At 41.5% G+C, this 19629-nt stretch carries 13 protein-coding genes; 6 read left to right on the top strand and 7 right to left on the bottom strand.

Annotation, left to right across the window (positions count from 1 at the left end; all coding sequences use genetic code 11):
• The first annotated feature begins 96 nt into the window (after positions 1-96).
• Positions 97-306, top strand: a complete 210-nt coding sequence (locus P20311_RS06105; protein WP_008110773.1) for a cold-shock protein — start codon at positions 97-99, stop codon at positions 304-306.
• A 99-nt stretch (positions 307-405) separates the two neighbouring features.
• On the opposite strand, the gene P20311_RS06100 is transcribed toward P20311_RS06105, so the two are convergent.
• From P20311_RS06100 to P20311_RS06085, 4 genes are all read right to left on the bottom strand, one after another.
• Positions 406-1062, bottom strand: coding sequence for a class I SAM-dependent methyltransferase (locus P20311_RS06100; RefSeq protein WP_008110771.1), 657 nt, complete (start codon positions 1060-1062; stop codon positions 406-408).
• A gap of 9 nt (positions 1063-1071) precedes the next feature.
• The gene (locus tag P20311_RS06095; protein WP_008110770.1) at positions 1072-4722 is read right to left on the bottom strand and encodes an SbcC/MukB-like Walker B domain-containing protein; all 3651 of its coding nucleotides are present in this window, start codon (positions 4720-4722) and stop codon (positions 1072-1074) included.
• The gene (locus tag P20311_RS06090; RefSeq protein ID WP_008110768.1) at positions 4719-5966 is read right to left on the bottom strand and encodes an exonuclease subunit SbcD; all 1248 of its coding nucleotides are present in this window, start codon (positions 5964-5966) and stop codon (positions 4719-4721) included. Before P20311_RS06090 ends, P20311_RS06095 begins: the two co-directional genes overlap by 4 nt.
• A 66-nt stretch (positions 5967-6032) precedes the next feature.
• Positions 6033-6269, bottom strand: a complete 237-nt coding sequence (locus tag P20311_RS06085; RefSeq protein ID WP_008110766.1) for a hypothetical protein — start codon at positions 6267-6269, stop codon at positions 6033-6035.
• 415 nt (positions 6270-6684) lie between these two features.
• On the opposite strand from P20311_RS06085, the gene P20311_RS06080 reads away from it, so the two are divergent.
• From P20311_RS06080 to P20311_RS06065, 4 genes are all read left to right on the top strand, one after another.
• Positions 6685-9129, top strand: coding sequence for a M1 family metallopeptidase (locus tag P20311_RS06080; protein ID WP_008110765.1), 2445 nt, complete (start codon positions 6685-6687; stop codon positions 9127-9129).
• A 2-nt stretch (positions 9130-9131) separates the two neighbouring features.
• Positions 9132-9626, top strand: coding sequence for a DUF6702 family protein (locus P20311_RS06075; protein WP_008110764.1), 495 nt, complete (start codon positions 9132-9134; stop codon positions 9624-9626).
• Between the two features lie 238 nt (positions 9627-9864).
• A complete protein-coding gene (locus tag P20311_RS06070; RefSeq protein WP_008110763.1) occupies positions 9865-10482 on the top strand; it encodes an HAD family hydrolase in 618 nt (205 codons plus the stop codon).
• A gap of 419 nt (positions 10483-10901) precedes the next feature.
• Positions 10902-11627, top strand: coding sequence for a YebC/PmpR family DNA-binding transcriptional regulator (locus P20311_RS06065; RefSeq protein ID WP_008110762.1), 726 nt, complete (start codon positions 10902-10904; stop codon positions 11625-11627).
• A 91-nt stretch (positions 11628-11718) separates the two neighbouring features.
• On the opposite strand, the gene P20311_RS06060 is transcribed toward P20311_RS06065, so the two are convergent.
• Positions 11719-13896, bottom strand: coding sequence for a malate synthase G (locus tag P20311_RS06060; RefSeq protein ID WP_008110761.1), 2178 nt, complete (start codon positions 13894-13896; stop codon positions 11719-11721).
• Positions 13897-14135: 239 nt separating this feature from the next.
• On the opposite strand from P20311_RS06060, the gene P20311_RS06055 reads away from it, so the two are divergent.
• Complete coding sequence (locus P20311_RS06055; RefSeq protein WP_008110760.1) at positions 14136-15737, top strand: isocitrate lyase; 1602 nt, start codon at positions 14136-14138, stop codon at positions 15735-15737.
• A 975-nt stretch (positions 15738-16712) separates the two neighbouring features.
• Here the strand turns inward: P20311_RS06055 and P20311_RS06050 are convergent.
• Positions 16713-18731, bottom strand: coding sequence for a S9 family peptidase (locus tag P20311_RS06050; protein WP_008110758.1), 2019 nt, complete (start codon positions 18729-18731; stop codon positions 16713-16715).
• Positions 18732-18894: 163 nt separating this feature from the next.
• Positions 18895-19629 carry a 5-oxoprolinase subunit PxpA gene (locus P20311_RS06045; protein WP_008110756.1) on the bottom strand — a complete coding sequence of 245 codons (735 nt, stop codon included), beginning with the start codon at positions 19627-19629 and terminating at the stop codon, positions 18895-18897.

Raw genomic sequence — 19629 nt, 5'->3', positions numbered from 1 at the left:
TAATCCTTCGCGATATCCTCAAGTTAAATGTTTGTTTTCTTCCTGTTAAACGCCTATTTTAGGGCAATTTTTTATTTATTTTTTTAGGATATTATTATGTCTAATACAACTACTGGTACTGTAAAATTTTTCAACGAAGCTAAAGGTTTTGGTTTTATCGAGCAAGAGTCTGGCCCAGACGTTTTCGCACATTTCAGCGCAATCTCAGGCGACGGTTTCAAAACTTTAGCTGAAGGCCAAAAAGTACAGTTCAGCGTAACTCAAGGTCAAAAAGGCCCGCAAGCTGAAAACATCGTTTGCATCTAATTTAAAGGGAGTGGGCTTTAAAGCGCACTCACCACGCTAAACTAACGTTAAGCGATGAAGCTAATATCAATGCGATATTAGCTTTTTTTTTCAAAAAATTTATACCACGTACCCACTAAACCCAAGTGCTTTAAAGTATAGTTTTGGAATGCCAAAGCCACACTCGTTGAGTAACTCACTAAAGCGCATGCGATCAAGCGGGTAAAACTCACGCTCTAAGTTATGTGCCATTTGCGTTTTTCCTGCTTCACTAAGGCCAAGCTCTTTGCATGTATTAAGTTGTGCCTCTCGTTCAAACGGGGTTTCTGGGCGCATTAAATCAGCAATAAATACTGGTGCAGATTTTTTAAGATTATTTTTAATCCCCTTTAATAACTGCTTCTTATCGCCGTTATCTTCAACAAAATGCATCACCAATAAACATAATACCACGTCGGCTTTAACTTTTAATTTATCTACTGGTTGGCACTCAATGCTGATACGTGCATCAATACCTTGCTCTATAAAGCGTTGCTTAGCAATGGCTAACATGTCGGCCGAGGTATCTTGAGCGGTAAACTGCCATGTAGAATTAATATTCGCCAGCGCTGCGATTTCTTTACCTGTGCCCGCGCCTACCACTAAAATATGGGCGTTATCAGTTAACGTAGCGCTTAGCTGTGCGTTGGTTAGTTGATGTAATAGCTCGTAACCAGGGACTAAACGGGTAATACGGTTATCATACTCTTGTGCTTCTTCGCCTGTAAAAGTGGGCATACTATTTCCTTAAATTACGTTTATGGTGGAGTATCCACCCGGTTTTTTAGCGACATGAATTTGCGTTGCAACGCGTTCGCTCATTTCACTTACATGTGAAATCACACCGACCTTTCTACCTTGCGCTTGCAGTGAATCTAGCGCGTCCATTGCAATACTAAGTGTTTCACTATCTAGTGTACCAAAGCCTTCGTCAACAAATAACGAGTTAATTTGCACTTTGTTTGAGGATAGAGAGGCCAGCCCTAATGCAAGTGCCAACGATACTAAAAACGATTCTCCCCCAGAGAGTGTGTTTACAGAACGTTGTTCATCGGCCATATCGCGGTCAATAATCGCTATATCAAGTGAGTCAGCTATTGCTGTGAGTTCGTAACGCTTATTCAGCGTTTTTAAATGGCTATTAGCATAATGTAGCAATATTTTTAGTGTTTGTGTTTGCGCTAAATTACGCATTGTTTTGCCGGTTGCATCACCGAGCACTTTATTAAGTAAATGCCATTGTTCTACTTGTTGTTTAAGTTTGCTTAGCTCAGCCTGCTTGCCCTCAAGGGCTTTTGCATTTTGGTTGTGCTGCTCGATGGCGGTATTAATCGTAAGTAAGGTATTTTGTAATTGTGTTTGCTGCGCAGTTAATTCAGCTTGTTGCTCAATTAACTGTGCTTCGTTGTGTGCTGGCTTATTATTTTGCTGATGCTGATCATTGGCTTGTTGCTGTTGTTTTAGCGCGGCTCGGGCATCAACTAATGCTTGAGATAACTGCTCGCTATGCTTTAGCTGCTCTTTAATATCGTCATTACTTATGGCCAGTAGCACCTCGATTTGCTGATGGCTTATATCAGCATACAGCGCGCTAAATTCTTCAAACCAAGCATTATAGCGTATTTCAAGTGTGGTTAGCTCCTGGCTGTTATCGGCGAAGCGCTGCTCAAGGTTTTTAAGTGTAATAGCCTGCTCATCGCGCTGTTTTATGGCGCTATCGTGTGCCCGTTGACTCTGATTTAATTCACCCTGACACTGCTCTACTTGCCTATTCAGCTGAGCCTGATAGTCATCAGCGCTGATCGTTTGGTTATCAAATAACGCTAAGCGCTGTTGCTGAGTATTATTGTGTTGCTGCTGTGCCTGAGTTAAATCGTCGTTGAGCGTGCTAACTTGCTGCTCAGCTTTGGTCATAAGCGGGGTTAGCTGCTGCAGCTGTAAATTGGCGCTGTCTAATTGCTTTTGAGTGTGTTCAAGTTGTAGTTGCTGATGTTGATACTGCTCTACTTGCTCACCTAACTCGCTTAGCGTTAACGCGCCGGTTTGTAATGCTTGCCAAAATTGACTGTTTTCAAAGTGAGAATTCAGCTCACTTATAAGTGCTTCGCGTTGGCTGTGCAATTCCTGGTGCTTATTATTAAGCATGGTGAGCTGATTATTCAGTTCAACATGCTGGGTATTTAATTGTTGCTGCGCAGTCTGTTCTTTTTTAACCGTGTTTTGCAGTTGGTTAACCGCTTCTTGTAACAGATCTTTTTGTTTTTGCGCAGCAAAGTACTGCGTTTTTTGCACGCTTAATTGTTTATGGGTGTCATCAAGTTGCTCAACGTTCAAGTCATTAAGATCTGTTTTAGCCGCTTGCATGGTATTTTTAATGTCTAACATTTTGGCTTGGGCATCAGCAATCGCTTGGCTATGCTGCTTATGCTCTGCGACTAAAACCGCATGCTGTGTTTGATGTTGATGTAGCTGGGTTTGTGCATCTAAGTGCTGTTGTTTAGCGCCAGTATAAGTATTTTCAAAGTCGGTTATTAAGTTATTAAAAGGTTGGCTTTGATTGTTTGCAAAAGGATGCTCAGTGGCTCCACAAACCGCACATGCCTCATTAGGCAGGAGTTGTGCGCGTAAGTGTTCAACATGTTCACTCGCGCGCAAGCGTGCTTGATTAAGCGATTGTTCGGCGTGTTTCAGTGCTTGCTCTTTACTGCTTAATTGCGCGAGCAATGTAGTGTTAGTTTGCTCACTCTGAGTTAGCTTTTCTGCCACATTGCTTTGTTGCTGTGCAGTGTGCTTTAGCTCTTGATTAAATTGCTTATAACGCGCTCGCTGCTCTTTTAAATAATCGATGTTTTTAAGCTGATTATCGCACTGCTCAATACTAAATTGCTCTTGCTGTTGGGTGAGTTTATTTAGGTTTTGTTTTTCAGTGCTTAGCACTTGCTCTGCATGTTCAAGCTGTTTATTTTGCTCATTAAGCTTGGTAGCGAGTGTGCTTAGCTGCAAAGTAGTTGCTTGCTTTTGTTGCTCGAGTGTTTTTAATTGCGTTGTAGTATTAAAAAACTGCTTAAAGCTGTGATTAAAATAGTTCCAATCAGTGGCCAATGACTTAAGTTGATTGTTCTCTTGTAACCATTTCTTATGGTGGGCGCTTTGTGTTGTTGCCTGCTCCACACTGAGATTATTTTGTTGTAACTGCTGTTGTAACTCGCTTAATTGCTGCTGCTCTTTAGTTTTTTGTTGTGTCAGGCTTGTAATGCTTTGCGTAAAAATAGCTAATTGACTGTCGAGTTCACGTGCCTTTGTAATCAGTGGCTCAGCCGTTTGTTGTTGTTGTTTTGCTGTTGCTAGTTCGCTTTGTTGTTTTTTAACCTTACTTGCTTGCTCGTTAATAAGCGCGGCATGATCTAGCGCGTTTAATTCTTTAATTTGTGAATTTAACTGGCTGTTTTGCACCGTTAAGCTTTTAAAACGCTGGCGATTATCTTTAATTTCAAGCGCACTTTGTGCTTGTTTGGCTTGCTCAGTTTGCACTTTAACCGCATCAAGTGCATCACTTGCTTGTTGCTCGTTTTGTTGAGCGGCTGTTAATGCTTGCTCTAAACTGTGTGCTTGCTTGTACCAGTTAACACCTTGCTCTGTGTTGGCCAACGTTGTTTTTGTGTGTTCAGTTTGTTTTTTAAGTTCATCAAGAGTGTGTTTTTTCTCACTGAGTTCTTCATCAGACAATAACGTGTAACTGGCTAAGCTGGCTGTTAGTAATTCAAATTTATCTTTTACTGCTTTATTACGCTCAAATATACGCTGGCCTATTCGACTAAATTTATCGGTGCCTGTAAGGCACTCTAAAAGTTGTGCGCGTTCATCGCCAGTGGCTTTTAAAAATGCGGCAAACTCGTGTTGTGCTAGTAGCACTGCACGGGAGAACTGCTCAAAAGTGAGGCCTATTTTATTTTCAATGGCTTTTATGGTGGTGCTTTTGTCGGCGATTAAGGTTTCATCAGGTAAGCTATGCAAAGTATGCTCGGCTACTTTTAGTTTGCCGGTTACTTTTTTATGCGTTCGTTGAATGCTGTAGCGTGCTCTATAAAGTTGTTGATCTTGGCCGCTAAAGTCTACTTCCGCATAGCCTTCCCATTTTCCACGGCGCAATAAATTACGGGCATCGTTAAGCTTTATGTTATCGCCGTTAAAATCAATTAGGTTGCCTTTATCGCCTTTTAAACGGGCAGTTTTCGTATAAAGAGCTAAACAAATGGCATCAAGTACGGTGCTTTTACCTGCGCCAGTGTCACCTGTAATAGCAAATAAACCTGCGTCTTTGAGTGGTGATGCTAAAAAGTCGATTTCGGCATCAGCAATGGAGGCTAAGTTATGAATACGTACGGCGGTTATTTTCATAGTAGCTGCTCCTGTTCAAGTTCATCAATAACGTCGGTTAATAGTGCTTTTAATTCACTGGGTACGGTTTCTCCGGCCATATCTTTGTCGTTATTAAAGGCTTGTTCTAGCAAATTAATTGGGTTGAGCATTTCTACAAAGCTTAAATCCTCAAATACCGTTTCTGAGGAATTATTCACTTGCTGATCGCGTACTCGCTCTATACCACAAAAGTTAACCTGCTTGTCTTTTAGTGCTTGTTCAATTTGTTCACGAAAAGTGGTATCGATATCACTGGATTTTAGCTTTACTCGTAAGTATGGCGCTATTTCGTATTGTTGTGTATCGAGTGCTTTTATTTGCTCGCATAGCTTGCCTAAAGGGACGCACTCCCCCTCGGGTAATACAATTACTTCAGCGAGCCTAGGAATGTAAAGGGGGTTTACAGTGGTGCTTAGCGGTTGGTCTTTTTGTACGTTAAACTCAACCACATTGACTTGATGGGTATATTTCCTTTCTGAAAACGACATTGGAATAGGTGTACCGCTGTAGCGAATGTGCTCATTTTTAGCCACTAACTGCGCTTTGTGTAAATGCCCTAGCGCTACGTAATTGGCATGCTTACCAAATACTGACGCTGAAATGGCTTCTTCACCGCCAATAACTAAGTTACGCTCAGAGTCACCAGAAATATTTCCACCCTTGGCATGCAAGTGACCCATCACAATTAAAGGCGTATTTTCAGCGTTAAGCCTTAACGCATGTTCAAGTGCCAGTTGATAAGCTTTAGCAACGCCTTGTGGGTAACTAGGGCCCTCTTCACTCTGGCTTAGTGCACTTACGTCGCTGGTGCGTAAAAATGGCATAGCGAGTACCACAGCGTGTTTGTCGTTGTTATTAATTGTTATTACCACGTCATTGGGGTTGGCGGGATCAAAGCGGCCTACAACATGGGTATCAAACTGAGCTAATAAGGGCTGTGCGGCCAAAATACGATTAGCGGAGTCATGATTGCCGGCAATTATGACCACGTGTAATTGTGGGCACTGTGCTTTGGCATTCTTTATAAATTGATAGAGTTGGTTTTCTGCACTAGCGCTGGGGGTGGCAGTGTGATAAATATCGCCAGCGACCAGTAATAAGTCGATTTGTTGGCTAACGAGGGTGGTTAATAACCAAGAGAAAAAAGCATGGTGTTCATGACGGCGATCATGTTCATAAAATTGCTGACCTAAGTGCCAGTCTGAAGTGTGAAGAACTTTCATTTTGCGCTCTTAAAAAACCATAAGAGCGCCAATATACCCAAGGCAATTAAAGATGCAAGTATCGCTTTAGGTTAAAATATACCAAGCAATAAAAATAACGGGTAAAGCAGCAAGGGCGATTGTTAAAGGCCACTTTAATGCTTTCGCTTTTTTAGCATGTAATACTTCCAGTGCATTAGTTTCATTACAAGCAGCCACTTTATCAATATACAGGTAGCCTGAGTTAATATACTGCTTACAATTTTGCACGTCTGCTGGTATTGCAATTAGTTTTTGCTGCTTTTTTAGGACATAAAAATCCATAAACTCACCACACTTAATACGACTAGTTAGAACAAAAAATATTTGAGAGAAACACTAAAAAAGTACCCTCAAATTAAAAAAGTGGGCGATTCTAATTACAAACCATAGTAAAGATCAACCTAAAACTGTGTTATTTAGTATTTTTAATGAAAATAGCTGTGTTTTTTCGTTTTATCTCTACTTTTAGTGATATGTAAACCCCCTTTACAGTTTTGTTTAGCGTATTAATTGCTTTTGTTTTTTATTAAATTTCTGACGAAATGTCCGTTCTTTTTTATGGTATGAAACACTATAAATAGTATTTACATAAAGATGGGGAATATCACCCTATAAAAGCAGGGTTTTATCGCTATTTTATTGAAGCTTAGCTGTAAATTTGTCACAGTAGCGTCACTAAAATCGATCAGGATTAACAATGAAGAAAAGTTTATTTACATTGAGTGCGTTTGTATTGCCTTTGGCAATGGCGAGCTCTGTGATGGCCTCATCTGTTGAACAAACTAAAGGCAGCTATGTTGATAAGTTTCGTCAACTAGATGAAGCTTTGCCTACCCCTAATGTTTACCGAAGTGCCGCAGGTGCACCGGCAGAAAATTACTGGCAACAACGCGTTGATTACGATATTGATGTAAAGCTTGATGAGCAAAAGCGTCGTTTAACGGGGAGTCAAACAATTGAATATAAAAATAACTCACCGCATACGCTTAAATATTTATGGCTACAGCTTGATCAAAACATTTTTAAAAATGACTCGATTGCAGAAACCACGCAAACTTTTAAAAGTACCCTACAAAACGAACCGGATGCCAAGCCTGCTAAATTAAGCTTAGGTGATTTACGTCGTCAGCAGTTTATGAACGACAATGAGCTGGGTTACACCATTAGCAATGTTAAAGATGAAGATGGTAAAGCGCTTCGCGTAACGGTTGTTGATACTTTAATGCGTATAGACTTAAACACGCCACTTAAACCGGGTAAAGATGTTGAGTTTAGCATGGACTTCGCGTTTAACTTGGTTGAAGAAGATGCGGTTGGTGCACGTGCAGGTTATGAGCACTTTGAAGAAGACGGTAACGATATTTTCCTAGTGGCACAGTGGTTCCCTCGTTTAGCTGCGTATACTGATTACGAAGCATGGACCAACAAGCCATTTCTAGGTAGCGGTGAATTCACCTTGGAATTTGGCGACTACAACGTTGAAATTACAGTTCCAGCGGATCATATTGTATCGGCAACCGGTAAGCTTGATAACCCAAGCTCAGTTTTAACCAGTACTCAACGCATGCGTTTAAAAGAAGCTGAAACAGCAAAGCGCCCGGTATTTGTAGTTACTGAAGAAGAAGCACTCGAAAACGAAAAAGCCGGTACAGACAAAACAAAAACGTGGCATTTTAAAGCTGAAAACGTTCGTGATTTTGCATGGGCGTCGTCACGTAAATTTATGTGGGATGCTAAAGGTTACCAACAAGGGGGGAATGAGCAACCACTGGTTATGGCTATGTCGTTTTTCCCTAAAGAAGGTGGCGATTTATGGAAGAAATATTCAACTGAATCTGTGGTACATACCATGGAAGTATATTCAAAATACTCATTTGATTACCCGTACCCAACTGCACAGTCAGTCAATGGTCCTGTAGGGGGTATGGAATACCCAATGATCACTTTTAATGGTCCACGTACAGATTTACAAGACGATGGCACGCGTACTTATTCTCAAGCAGAAAAGCGCTTTTTAATCGGGGTTGTTATCCACGAAGTGGGGCATATTTATTTCCCTATGATTGTAAACTCAGATGAGCGCCAATGGACCTGGATGGATGAAGGTTTAAATAGCTTTTTAGATGGTGTTGCTGGGCGTGAATGGGATCCAACCATTCCTTGGGGTGTTGAGCCACGTGATATTGTGGCGTACATGAAGTCTGAAACTCAAGTGCCTATTATGACGCAATCAGACAGTGTGCTTCGTTTAGGCCCTAATGCCTACACTAAACCAGCTGCAGCATTAAATATTTTACGTGAAGTTATTTTAGGTCGTGAATTATTTGATTTTGCGTTTAAAGAGTATGCACAGCGCTGGAAATATAAGCGCCCTACTCCAGCTGATTTTTTCCGTACTATGGAAGAAGCGTCAGGCGTTGATTTAGATTGGTTCTGGCGTGGTTGGTTTTACACCACAGACCATGTTGATATCTCGCTTGATAAAGTATATCAATTACGGTTAGACACCAAAAACCCTGATATCGACTTTAAACGTTTACGTGACATTGAAGCGAATAAGCCAAGCTCATTATTTGTTGAGCGTAATCGTGCTGAAGGTAAAAAAACCTGGGTTGAGAAAAATCCAGATGTAACCGATTTTTATGACGAAAACGATCGCTTTACGGTTACCAATAAAGAACGTAATGCGTACAACAAGTTTTTAAAAGGCTTAAAACCGTGGGAGCGTAAAACACTCGATCGCGCGCTAGAAGAAGACAAAAACTACTATGTTATGGAGTTTTCAAACTTGGGCGGTCTAGTGATGCCGATTCTTTTAGAGCTAACTTATGAAGATGGTACTAAAGAAGAGCGTTACATTCCCGCAGAAATTTGGCGTCGTAACCACAAAAATGTACAAAAGCTGATTATTACCGACAAAAACAAACCGCTCACCTCAGTAACGGTTGATCCAGGTTGGGAAACAGCGGATGTGAATGTAGAAAATAATCACTACCCACGTCGTATTATTCCTTCACGTATTGAAGTGTACAAACGTGAAAAGAGTAAGGCAAAAGTAAGCCGTGATATCATGCAAGATATTAAAACTGAGCTGAAAAAAGACGAGCCAAAAGACGAAAAAAATAACGGCGAGGACCAATAATAATGCGCTTTTTGCTTATTATTGCTTGTTTTTTAATTGCTGCGCCGAGTATGGCGCATCAATTAAAATCATCCGTTACCACGGTGTTATTTAATCAGCGCACGCACAATATTGAATTGATGCATCGTTTTTACTTACATGACACAGAGCATGCTGTTGGCAACTTATTTAAAGGCAAAGTGGATATCATAAATAACAAGCGTGACCAAAAACGCTTTGCTAAATATGTTGAGTCTCATGTTGCTTTGCAAACCTTAGTGGGTGAGCCACTTACGCTTAATTATGTGGGTGCACAAGTGGATGGTAAGTTCTTTTGGGTATACCAAGAAGCAACGATCCCCGATGAGATTGAAGGCGTTAGAATGAGTAATGGCGCACTTCGCGATTTATGGCCTGCGCAAGTCAATATGGTAAATGTTGAAGGGCGAGGACAAGTTAAAACGTTAAACTTTAGCCAAGACGATACATGGCTTGAAGCGCGATTTGAAACTAACTAACCCACCGCGCATCTTTTATAAGGTGCGCACTTTTTTACCAAAGATTAGCTGATCGAGTTAATTTACTTCATCGTAAAACCATTACAACAGATATTATTCAAACCCAAGCTATTGTGTTATCAAATGAGCTATACTGGGAGTGCAATGGACTGAGCTCTTTCCAATACGTTTATTGATATACTCTTTTATGTAAAGCAAACCCAGCAAAATGAGCTAATTATTTAGCGCAAGGAATGAAATGAAAACGCAAATTGAGGCAATCAAAGGTGTTATTTTTGATTTAGACGGAACCTTAGTATCATCAGAATTAAACTTTTCATTAATAAAAGCCCAAGTAGGTTGTCCTGCAGAGCTAGACCTACTTGAATATATAGAGCAATTGCCCTCGCCCTACATGCGTGAAGAAGCAATGAATATAGTTCATCAGCATGAGCTACTCGACGCGCAAACGGCGACGTTTTTACCCGGCGTTGTTGCAGCTGTCAACGCTCTGCAAGCTAAAAATATCCCCATGGCTATTGTGACCCGTAATTTTGATAAAGCGGCCACACTAAAGTTGCAACACAATCCGTTGCCAATTGAAATGGTACTCACCCGAACAGACGCACCGGCTAAACCCGATCCAAGTGCTTTATTAACTATTGCAAGCCATTGGTCAATGCCCGTTGATAATGTTATTTACGTTGGTGATTATTTATATGATATACAAGCGGCCCATAATGCAAAAATGCGAGCCTGTTTGTATGCACCTGATGTGACCCCCGCGTATGCCGAACAAGCCGACTTTGTGATTCATGCGTTTGATGAGTTAGTGTCGTTAGTTGAAAGTTACGCTGAAAAGATTGGGGTCTGTTGACCTTTCAAGGTTGTATTTGCAGCAGTCTGTTTGGTATTTAGGCAAGGCAGAGCCTATGTGGTGTGGTTACTCCCCATAAATAGGCGATAACGCAGCAGCAATGCCAAACAGGCGCTGCCCTTCGGGTTCTGCCTAGGGGCGATTTACTCTTTGTTGCTCGGTTTTGACTTAGTCCACTAGGTTACAAACCTTGCGCCGCGATTAAATAGCCCCTAGTTTGAACAAATAGCAATCCGCAAAGGTTAACAGACCCTAATTATGTTAAATTGCACTGTATTTCATTTCGCTAATAGCATAACGGGTATTATTTAAATTAATACCCAGCTGCTTTTACTTAGCATAGCATGTTGAACCACTAGCCCAATACGCTTTGAATTGGTAAAATATCGAAAACAGAACGTATTCAATAGAGGCACAAGATGGGCAGAGCATTTGAAGTCCGCAAAAGTTCGATGGCTAAAACAGCCAACGCAAAAACTAAAGTAAATTCGAAGTATGGTAAAGAAATTTACGTTGCAGCCAAAAGTGGTGAACCCGACCCGGATGTAAATCAAACATTGCGACGCTTAATTGAAAAAGCCAAAAAAGACCAAGTTCCCGCGCACGTAATCGAAAAAGCAATTGAAAAAGCAGCCGGTGGGGCAGGGGAAGATTACTCAACCGCTCGTTACGAAGGTTACGGCCCGGGTAATTGTATGGTGATTGTTGACTGTTTAACTGACAACCCTAATCGTACAATTAAAGATGTGCGCTTACCGTTTACTAAAACAGATTCAAAAATAGGCACACCTGGTTGTGTTGCTCATATGTTTGATCACCTCGCTGTTTTAGGGTTTGCAGGCGACGACGATGAAGTGGTGTTAGAAGCCCTGATGATGGCTGATGTTGATGTTACTGATGTAGAAGCCGAAGATGGCAAGGTGTCGGTGTTTGCACCGCATACTGAGTACTTTAAAGCTAAAACGGCATTAGAAGAAGCATTTGAAGGCATTAACTTTGAAATTGATGAGATTACCTTTGTACCACAAGTGCATGTTGAAATTACTGATGAAGAAGTGATTGCCAACTTTGATAAATTTATCAATATGCTTGAAGATTGCGATGACGTACAAAATGTTTATCACAACGCGACCATTAAAAATTAATTCGTAGTGATTTGAATAGTGATTATTCACTAGAGTTATAAAAAATCAGCTTAGTAAAGCTGATTTTTTTGTTTTTAGGTTAAGTTTTAAGTTAGTGCTGTGCTTTATATTTTAAGCGGTAGCTGTGCAGTAGCGGCTCAGTATAACCGCTAGGTTGGCTAACGCCTTCAAATACTAGTGCCATAGCGGCTTGATAAGCAACACTTTTAGCCAGTGTTTGCTCATTAGTAGCCATAGGGCTGTAAAGGCTATCATGCTCATTTTGGCCATCAACAACCTTAGCCATTTTTGCCATTACATTTTGCACTTGCTCTTTACTGCACACGCCGTGATGCAGCCAGTTGGCGATATGCTGACTTGAAATACGTAAGGTCGCTCTATCTTCCATTAAGCCAATATGGTTAATGTCAGGCACTTTAGAACAGCCTATTCCTTGGTCAATCCAGCGTACTACGTAACCTAAAATGCCTTGCGCGTTGTTCTCAAGCTCACTTTGAATATCTTCTTTTGATAGTGTTTCTGGGGTTGTCATTAGCGGTGGTGTTAGCAAGCTTTCTAGGCTTGCTATTTGGCGCGTGGCAATGCTTTGCTGCAGGCTAAATACATCAACATCATGATAGTGCATTGCGTGTAATGTAGCGGCAGTAGGAGAGGGCACCCAAGCCGTATTTGCACCTGACTGAGGGTGGGCAACTTTTTGCTCCATCATCATCGCCATTTTATCGGGCATTGCCCACATACCTTTACCAATTTGTGCTTTGTGGCTTAAGCCACAGGCTAGGCCAATATCGACGTTACGATCTTCATAAGCGCTGATCCAAGGCTGTGCTTTAATAGCCGCTTTAGGCAGTACCACACCCGCTTGCATAGAGGTGTGTATTTCATCACCGGTGCGGTCTAAAAAGCCGGTGTTAATAAATACAACGCGCTCTTTAGCTGCATGAATACAGGCTTTTAGGTTAGCAGAAGTACGACGCTCCTCGTCCATAATGCCCATTTTAAGGGTGTTTTTCGGCAAGCTTAGTGCCTCTTCAACCATACCAAATAAAGTGTTAGCAAATGCCACTTCATCAGGGCCATGCATTTTTGGTTTTACAATATTAATACTTTGTGCAGTTGAGTTTTGAATGGCATTTTTAGTGTTTAAATCGTGCAGTGCGGCTGTTGCGGTGAACATGGCATCCATGATGCCTTCAAACACATCATTACCACTTACATCGGTAATGGCAGGGTTTGTCATTAAATGCCCAACGTTACGCACAAACATCATACTGCGCCCTTTTAGGGTCAGTTTTTGGCCATCAAGACCTGTGTATTGGCGATCGGCTTGTAACGTACGGTCGACCATTTTGTCGCCTTTTCTAAACGTTTCAACTAAGTTACCTTGCATTAAGCCTAACCAGTTTTTGTACACTTGCACTTTATCTTCGGCATCCACTGCAGCAACGGAGTCTTCACAGTCCATAATAGTGGTCAGCGCCGCTTCAAGTACCACATCTTTTAGCCCTGCTTTATCAGCTTGGCCAATAGGGTGGTGATGATCTATTTGCAGCTCAACATGTAATCCATTGTTTTTAAGTAAAATAACACTTGGGTTTTGTGCCTCACCTTGATAGCCAACGAGTTGTTCAGGGTTTTTAAGCGCAGTGTGCGAGCTGTCGCGTAATGTAATAGCAAGTGCGCCATCCACAATTGAATAATTAGTGCTTTCGATGTGCGAGCCATTTTCAAGCGGTAGCGCTTTATCTAAAAACTGTCTGGCGTAAGCCATTACTTTAAAGCCGCGCACTGGATTGTATTGAGTCCCTTTCTCTGCACCATCGTCTTCACTGAGTACGTCTGTGCCGTATAGTGCATCGTAAAGTGAACCCCAACGTGCATTAGCAGCATTTAAAGCAAAACGGGCATTACTAACCGGTACCACTAACTGTGGCCCTGCAGTCAATGCTATTTCTGGCTCTACATTCTGGGTTTCAATATTAAAGTCTTCAGGTTCATCAACTAAATAGCCAATGTCTTTTAAAAACGCTTGGTACTGGGCTTGATCACCGTTTTTATTAGCAACATGGTAGTCATCAATCTGCTTTTGTAATTGTTCACGTTTAGCGAGTAGCGACTTGTTCAGCGGAGTAAGTGTTTGCACTATATGAGCAAAGCTTTTCCAAAACTGGTGTTCGTCTAGATGGGTACCAGGTAATAGTTGTTTTTTAACAAATTCAGCTAGTTGCTTATCAACGCTGAGTCCAGAGTGGGTGAGAGTGTGGCTCATAATTAAAATCCTTAAACGGTCCGTCAGAGTGCATTTTTTATATGCGTACACTTACCATATCGCAAAAAAAGTCGCTTTGAGTGCTTTTTAACCATTCACTATATGTATAGCCGCAATAACAACTATAAATTTACTAAATCTAAAAAATAAGCCTAATGTTTAATTAAGCGCTACAGAGCTAACGCGATGTAGTCACTCTCTCAACAATAAATATTAATACCCGTTCGAAGGACTTTATTATGACAACATATCAAGGCGAAACAGATACACTAGCAACACTATGCCAATCACAAGGCAGTGCATGGAAAACTATTAATCCTGAATACGCAACTCGCATGCGTTTACAAAACCGTTTTCGCTCTGGTGTTGATATTGCACAATTTACTGCTGACATTATGCGTGAAGACATGGCGGCATACGACAAAGACACAAGCCAGTACACGCAGTCTTTAGGTTGTTGGCATGGTTTTACTGCGCAACAAATGATGATGGCAATTAAGCGTCACCAAAAAACAACTAAACGCAGCTACGTATACCTAAGTGGCTGGATGGTTGCAGCGCTTCGCTCTGAGTTTGGCCCACTTCCAGATCAAAGTATGCACGAAAAAACATCAGTACCAGCACTTATCGAAGAAATCTACACTTTCTTAAAGCAAGCTGATGCACGTGAACTTGACCATTTATTCAATGAGCTAGACGATGCAAAAGCAAACGGCGGCGACGTTCAAGCCGTGCTTAATAAAATTGATAACTTTGAAACGCACGTTGTGCCAATCATTGCTGATATTGATGCAGGTTTTGGTAACGAAGAAGCGACTTACCTACTTGCTAAAAAGATGATTGAAGCGGGTGCTTGTGCTATCCAAATCGAAAACCAAGTATCAGATGCTAAGCAATGTGGTCACCAAGCAGGTAAAGTTACCGTTCCTCATGAAGACTTTTTAGCTAAAATTAACGCAGTACGTTACGCGTTCCTAGAGCTAGGTATTGATAACGGCATTATCGTTGCACGTACCGATTCACTAGGTGCAAGCCTAACGCAAAAAGTACCGGTTTCACAAAAACCAGGTGACTTAGCAAGCCAATACAATGCATTTTTAGAAACAACACCGGTAAACAGCGTTGAAGATTTAAATGAAGGCGAAACGGCAATGAAGCTTAATGGCCAACTTTGTAAGCCTACACGCCTAGATAACGGTTTATACCAGTTCCGCGAAGGCACTGAGAAAGACCGCGTAGTACTAGATTGTGTAACTAGCTTACAGTCAGGCGCTGATTTACTGTGGATTGAAACAGAAAAACCACACGTAAAACAAATTGCAGAGCTGGTAAATCGCGTTAAAGAACAAGTTCCAGATGCTAAATTAGTATACAACAACTCACCGTCGTTCAACTGGACGCTTAAGTTCCGTGAGCAAGTATACCAAGAGTGGCAAGAAGCAGGTCGTGATCTAAGCGCTTACCCAAGTATTGATGACAACAAAGCGCTTATGGCTCCAGAAATGGATGCAACAGAGCTTGCTGCAGCTGCAGACTTATTAGTACAAAACTTCCAACGCGATGGCGCACGTGAAGCTGGTATTTTCCATCACCTAATCACATTGCCAACGTACCATACAGCGGCACTAAGCACAGATATTCTATCTGAAGGTTACTTCGGTGACTTAGGTATGCTGGCTTATGTACGTGACGTACAACGTCAAGAAATCCGTCGTGAGCAAGCGTCAGTTAAGCACCAAGACCTTGCAGGCTCAAACATTGGCGATACGCACAAAGAGTACTTCTCTGGCGAGAATGCACTTAAAGCCGGTGGTGAAGCTAACACCATGAACCAATTCTAATTCAACTAGATAGTGTTACTTAAGGGCCGCAAGGCCCTTTTTTTATGCCTGCATAAAGGCAAAATTTAATAGATCAGTATTTTACTAGCTAGTTATTCAGGGATGCAGTGCAGGTTAAAAGTGTAAATTAAATTTAAAGGATGTTTATGCTTGGCTGTGAGGGCTTTATGTTGATTACGCTTTGACACGTGTAAGCACAATAAATTAACCGCTTTTTACCACATATAGATAAGAGTTTAACTAGGGTCTGTTGACCTTTCAAGGTTAAATTTGCAGCAGTCTGTTTGGTAGTTAGGCAAGGCAGAGCCTATGTGGTGTGGTTCTTCCCCATAAATAGGCGATAACGCAGCATCAATGCCAAACAGGCGCTGCCCGAAGGGTTCTGCCTAGGGGCGATTTACTCTTTGTTGCTCGGTTTTTACTTAGCCCACTAGGTTACAAACCTCGCGCCGCGATTAAACCGCCCCTAGTTTGAGCAAATTTTAATCCGCAAAGGTCAACAGACCCTAAGCTATTAAAAGCAGATCACGATTTAACTAGCTAGTTCAAAAAGCAGATCAGGTTTTAACTAACCAGCTTGAAAACAGCCATTATCTTCATTATTAAGGGTAGATTTGCCTTTCTAACCCTTAATTTGACTATATAAACGCTTAATTTAAAGATTTTTAACCGGGGTTTATAAAGTAATAAACCGATTTTTTACTAACTGTTGTAGCTTATAAAACATTTTTTTACTAACTGAGGGCTTATAAACAGTGACTCAAACCGAATTTTTACTAACTCAAAGGAGCTGAGTTAGTATAAACCGAATTTTTACCAACTCAGCTTGAAACTAAGTCCGATATTTAGTTTAAGTATGTAAGGGATTACTCACATTATTGCTGTAAAGGGGGTTTACACTTGTGAGCGTCGAGCGTCGAGCGTCGAGCGTCGAGAAGCGAGCTTACAATAGCTCGTCACTCATAACTCGACGTTTTATTTCGAATGTTTATCAAACCACCATTGAATATATGCCACTTTGGTCATTAAGTTAGATGGACGGGAAGTAATTCCATGTGAAGCGTTTGGGATGCGCACCATCGCGGTATCAACCCCCTGTAATTTTAAGGCTTGATAAAACTGCTCTGTTTCTGAAATTGGCGTACGGTAGTCTGCTTCACCAGTCAGTAGCATGGTTGGGGTTTTAACATTGCCAACATAATTGATTGGTGAGCGCTTCATATAATGCTCAATATGATCCCATGGTTTACCTGGAAACCAATAATCGGCAAAAAATGGATAGAAGTCGGCAGTTAGTACAAAGCTGATCCAATTAATCACTGGTTTTGCAACCACAGCTGCAGCAAAGCGATCCGTATGGCCTACAATCCACGCGGTTAATACACCGCCGCCAGAACCACCGGTAACGAACAACTTAGACTCATCAATAAAACCTTTGTCGATTAGCGCGTCAACGCCTGTCATTAAATCATCGTAATCATTGCTTGGGTAATTATGATGAATAGTTTGCGCAAACTCTTTACCGTACGAGTCACTGCCTCGCGGATTCATGTATAAAACAACATTTCCTTTGGCTGCAAATAATTGAACTTCAGCACTAAAATGAGGGCCATAGTTAGCAACAGGACCACCGTGGATTTCAAGCACCAGTGGGTATTTTTTTGATTTATCAAAACCCGGCGGGTAAGCAACCCAGCCTTGTATTGGTAATTCGTCGTGGCTTGATTTTAACCATAGCTCTTCAACCTTGGCGAGCTGTTTAGTTTGTAGTGCATCTGAGTTTAAATCAGTTAAACGCTGTACTTTGCCACGTTTTATTGTAGCTACATCAGCAGGGCGCTGGGTATCAGCCAAGGTAAATGCAATGTCACCATTTTCACTAATATCAAAATCACCACCAGAATAAGGACGCCCAAACGCCACGCTCCCTATTTGTTCGGTAATCACCTTACGTTTACCACTTCGAGGTTGATAAGCGAGTGCGGTTTGGCCTTCATCTGCATAACTAAAATAGAGGCCTTTTGAATTTGCGCTCCATTGTATTTGGCCAACGCTGCGATCGAAATCGGGAGTAAGACTTTGGGTATCACCGGTTTTTAAATCACGAATATAAAGCTGAGTATTTTCATAGTTAGTGCGCTTATCATCGTAGCCAGTATAAGCAAGGTACTGACCGTTAGGTGAGATCTGAGGTTGTTGATCTGGCCCATTACGGTCGGTCAGTGGGGTGATCTCTAACGTGTTTAAATTAAGCTGGTACACTTCACTATTGGTTGGCTTGAGTGCATGTTCAGCGTGTCTATTGGCTGAAAAATAAAGTGATTCGCCGTTTTTACTAAAGCTTACACCGCCATTATAATCAAAGTTATCGGTAGTGAGTTGTTGTGCATTGCCGCCATTCGCATTAAGAGTAAATAGCTGATTAAATCCTTTTTGACTATAGCCACTGCCATCTGCACGGTAGTAAACATTGTCAATAAATTTAGCTGGCTCTGCCCAGCTAGCGCCTTTAGGTTTGCCTGGCAAACTAACAGGAGGTGAGCTTATTTCAGGAACAAACATACTAAACACCAGTTGTTTAGAATTAGGTGACCAAGTGATTGAGCGAGGTGCATTAGTAAGGTTACTAATTTTTGCCACAGCACCCGTTTTAAGCCACTTCATGTATATTTGATTACTGCCATCTCTGTTAGAGATGAATGCAAGGCGCTGTCCATCGGGTGACAACACCGGCGAGTAGTCCATAAATACACCAGATGTTAAGGGCTGTAATTGTCCTGTGCTGTAATCAACAGACCAAATATTACCGACTTTGCGATCGGTTTTAATATCCATGCGGTTGCGGACAAAGTACACTGTTTTACCGTCGTCAGTAATATCTATTTGGTTGGCATATTCTAAGTTGAATATATCTTGAAGTTGCAATGTATCGGTATTGGCAACGGCCAAGTGGCTGCTACCTAGTATAAGGCTCATAGCTAAAAGCGTTTTCATTGTTTATCCCTGTTTTAAATCACTAATCTATTTATAGGGTAGTAGAGGGATAATTTATAGTCAGATGCGACGAAGCTCGCATTTAAAACTACCAATGAATGCAGGTGGTAAAAGAAAGCAAAAGCTGTAAAGGGGGTTTACAGCTTAATCTGTATTTTTGACTTTAGTTATTGGCTGAGCAAAGCGCTTTTATCTCTTCAATAATTGCAATGCCTTGGGGGTTATCGCCATGCACGCAAACACTGTCAGCGACTAGTGTTAACGATTTTCCAGATTGAGTAGTCACACTGTTACTGGCTAAAAGCTGCTTAACCTGAGCTAATAATGCGTCTTTGTTATGCACACTGCCGGCTATATTTCGTGATACTAAGTGCCCTTGGTCAGTGTACTGCCTGTCTGCGAACGCTTCTAATACGAGTGTGAGCCCAAGGTGGCGAGCCATGGTTTGATGTAGCTTGGCATCGGCTGTGGCGAGTATCATCAACTTTAAGTTTGCAGGGTAACTGGCAACTGCACCCATAACAGTGGTGAGTAGTTGCTGGTTTGTCATCATGTCGTTATATAACGCACCATGGGGTTTTACATAGCTAAGGGTTAGCCCTTGTACTTTTGCCATGCCATCAAGGGCGGCTATTTGATAGTGCAAACACTGAGTGAGCTCAGCCACGCTCATGCTCATTGAACGCCTACCAAATCCTTGTTTATCGGGGTAGCTTGGGTGAGCGCCAATCATAACATTATGTTGTTTAGCTAGCTTTAGGGTATGCGCCATTACACTCGAATCACCTGCATGAAAGCCACAAGCAATATTTGCCATATCAATATGGGGCATAACATCGTTATCAAGGCCCATTTGCCATGCGCCAAAGCTCTCGCCTAAATCACAATTAAGTTTCAT

The sequence above is a fragment of the Pseudoalteromonas sp. BSi20311 genome, from assembly GCF_000239875.1.
Classification (GTDB): domain Bacteria; phylum Pseudomonadota; class Gammaproteobacteria; order Enterobacterales; family Alteromonadaceae; genus Pseudoalteromonas.
This window is presented reverse-complemented; position numbering and strand designations above follow the sequence as displayed.

What these genes read in the sequence shown, in the direction of transcription:
- P20311_RS06075 (WP_008110764.1), top strand. Translation starts at nt 9,132, where the DNA reads ATGCGCTTTTTGCTTATTATTGCTTGTTTTTTAATTGCTGCGCCGAGT.
- P20311_RS06065 (WP_008110762.1), top strand. Translation starts at nt 10,902, where the DNA reads ATGGGCAGAGCATTTGAAGTCCGCAAAAGTTCGATGGCTAAAACAGCC.
- P20311_RS06055 (WP_008110760.1), top strand. Translation starts at nt 14,136, where the DNA reads ATGACAACATATCAAGGCGAAACAGATACACTAGCAACACTATGCCAA.
- P20311_RS06085 (WP_008110766.1), bottom strand. Translation starts at nt 6,269, where the DNA reads ATGGATTTTTATGTCCTAAAAAAGCAGCAAAAACTAATTGCAATACCA.
- P20311_RS06100 (WP_008110771.1), bottom strand. Translation starts at nt 1,062, where the DNA reads ATGCCCACTTTTACAGGCGAAGAAGCACAAGAGTATGATAACCGTATT.
- P20311_RS06080 (WP_008110765.1), top strand. Translation starts at nt 6,685, where the DNA reads ATGAAGAAAAGTTTATTTACATTGAGTGCGTTTGTATTGCCTTTGGCA.
- P20311_RS06060 (WP_008110761.1), bottom strand. Translation starts at nt 13,896, where the DNA reads ATGAGCCACACTCTCACCCACTCTGGACTCAGCGTTGATAAGCAACTA.
- P20311_RS06050 (WP_008110758.1), bottom strand. Translation starts at nt 18,731, where the DNA reads ATGAAAACGCTTTTAGCTATGAGCCTTATACTAGGTAGCAGCCACTTG.
- P20311_RS06095 (WP_008110770.1), bottom strand. Translation starts at nt 4,722, where the DNA reads ATGAAAATAACCGCCGTACGTATTCATAACTTAGCCTCCATTGCTGAT.
- P20311_RS06105 (WP_008110773.1), top strand. Translation starts at nt 97, where the DNA reads ATGTCTAATACAACTACTGGTACTGTAAAATTTTTCAACGAAGCTAAA.
- P20311_RS06070 (WP_008110763.1), top strand. Translation starts at nt 9,865, where the DNA reads ATGAAAACGCAAATTGAGGCAATCAAAGGTGTTATTTTTGATTTAGAC.
- P20311_RS06045 (WP_008110756.1), bottom strand. Translation starts at nt 19,629, where the DNA reads ATGAAACTTAATTGTGATTTAGGCGAGAGCTTTGGCGCATGGCAAATG.
- P20311_RS06090 (WP_008110768.1), bottom strand. Translation starts at nt 5,966, where the DNA reads ATGAAAGTTCTTCACACTTCAGACTGGCACTTAGGTCAGCAATTTTAT.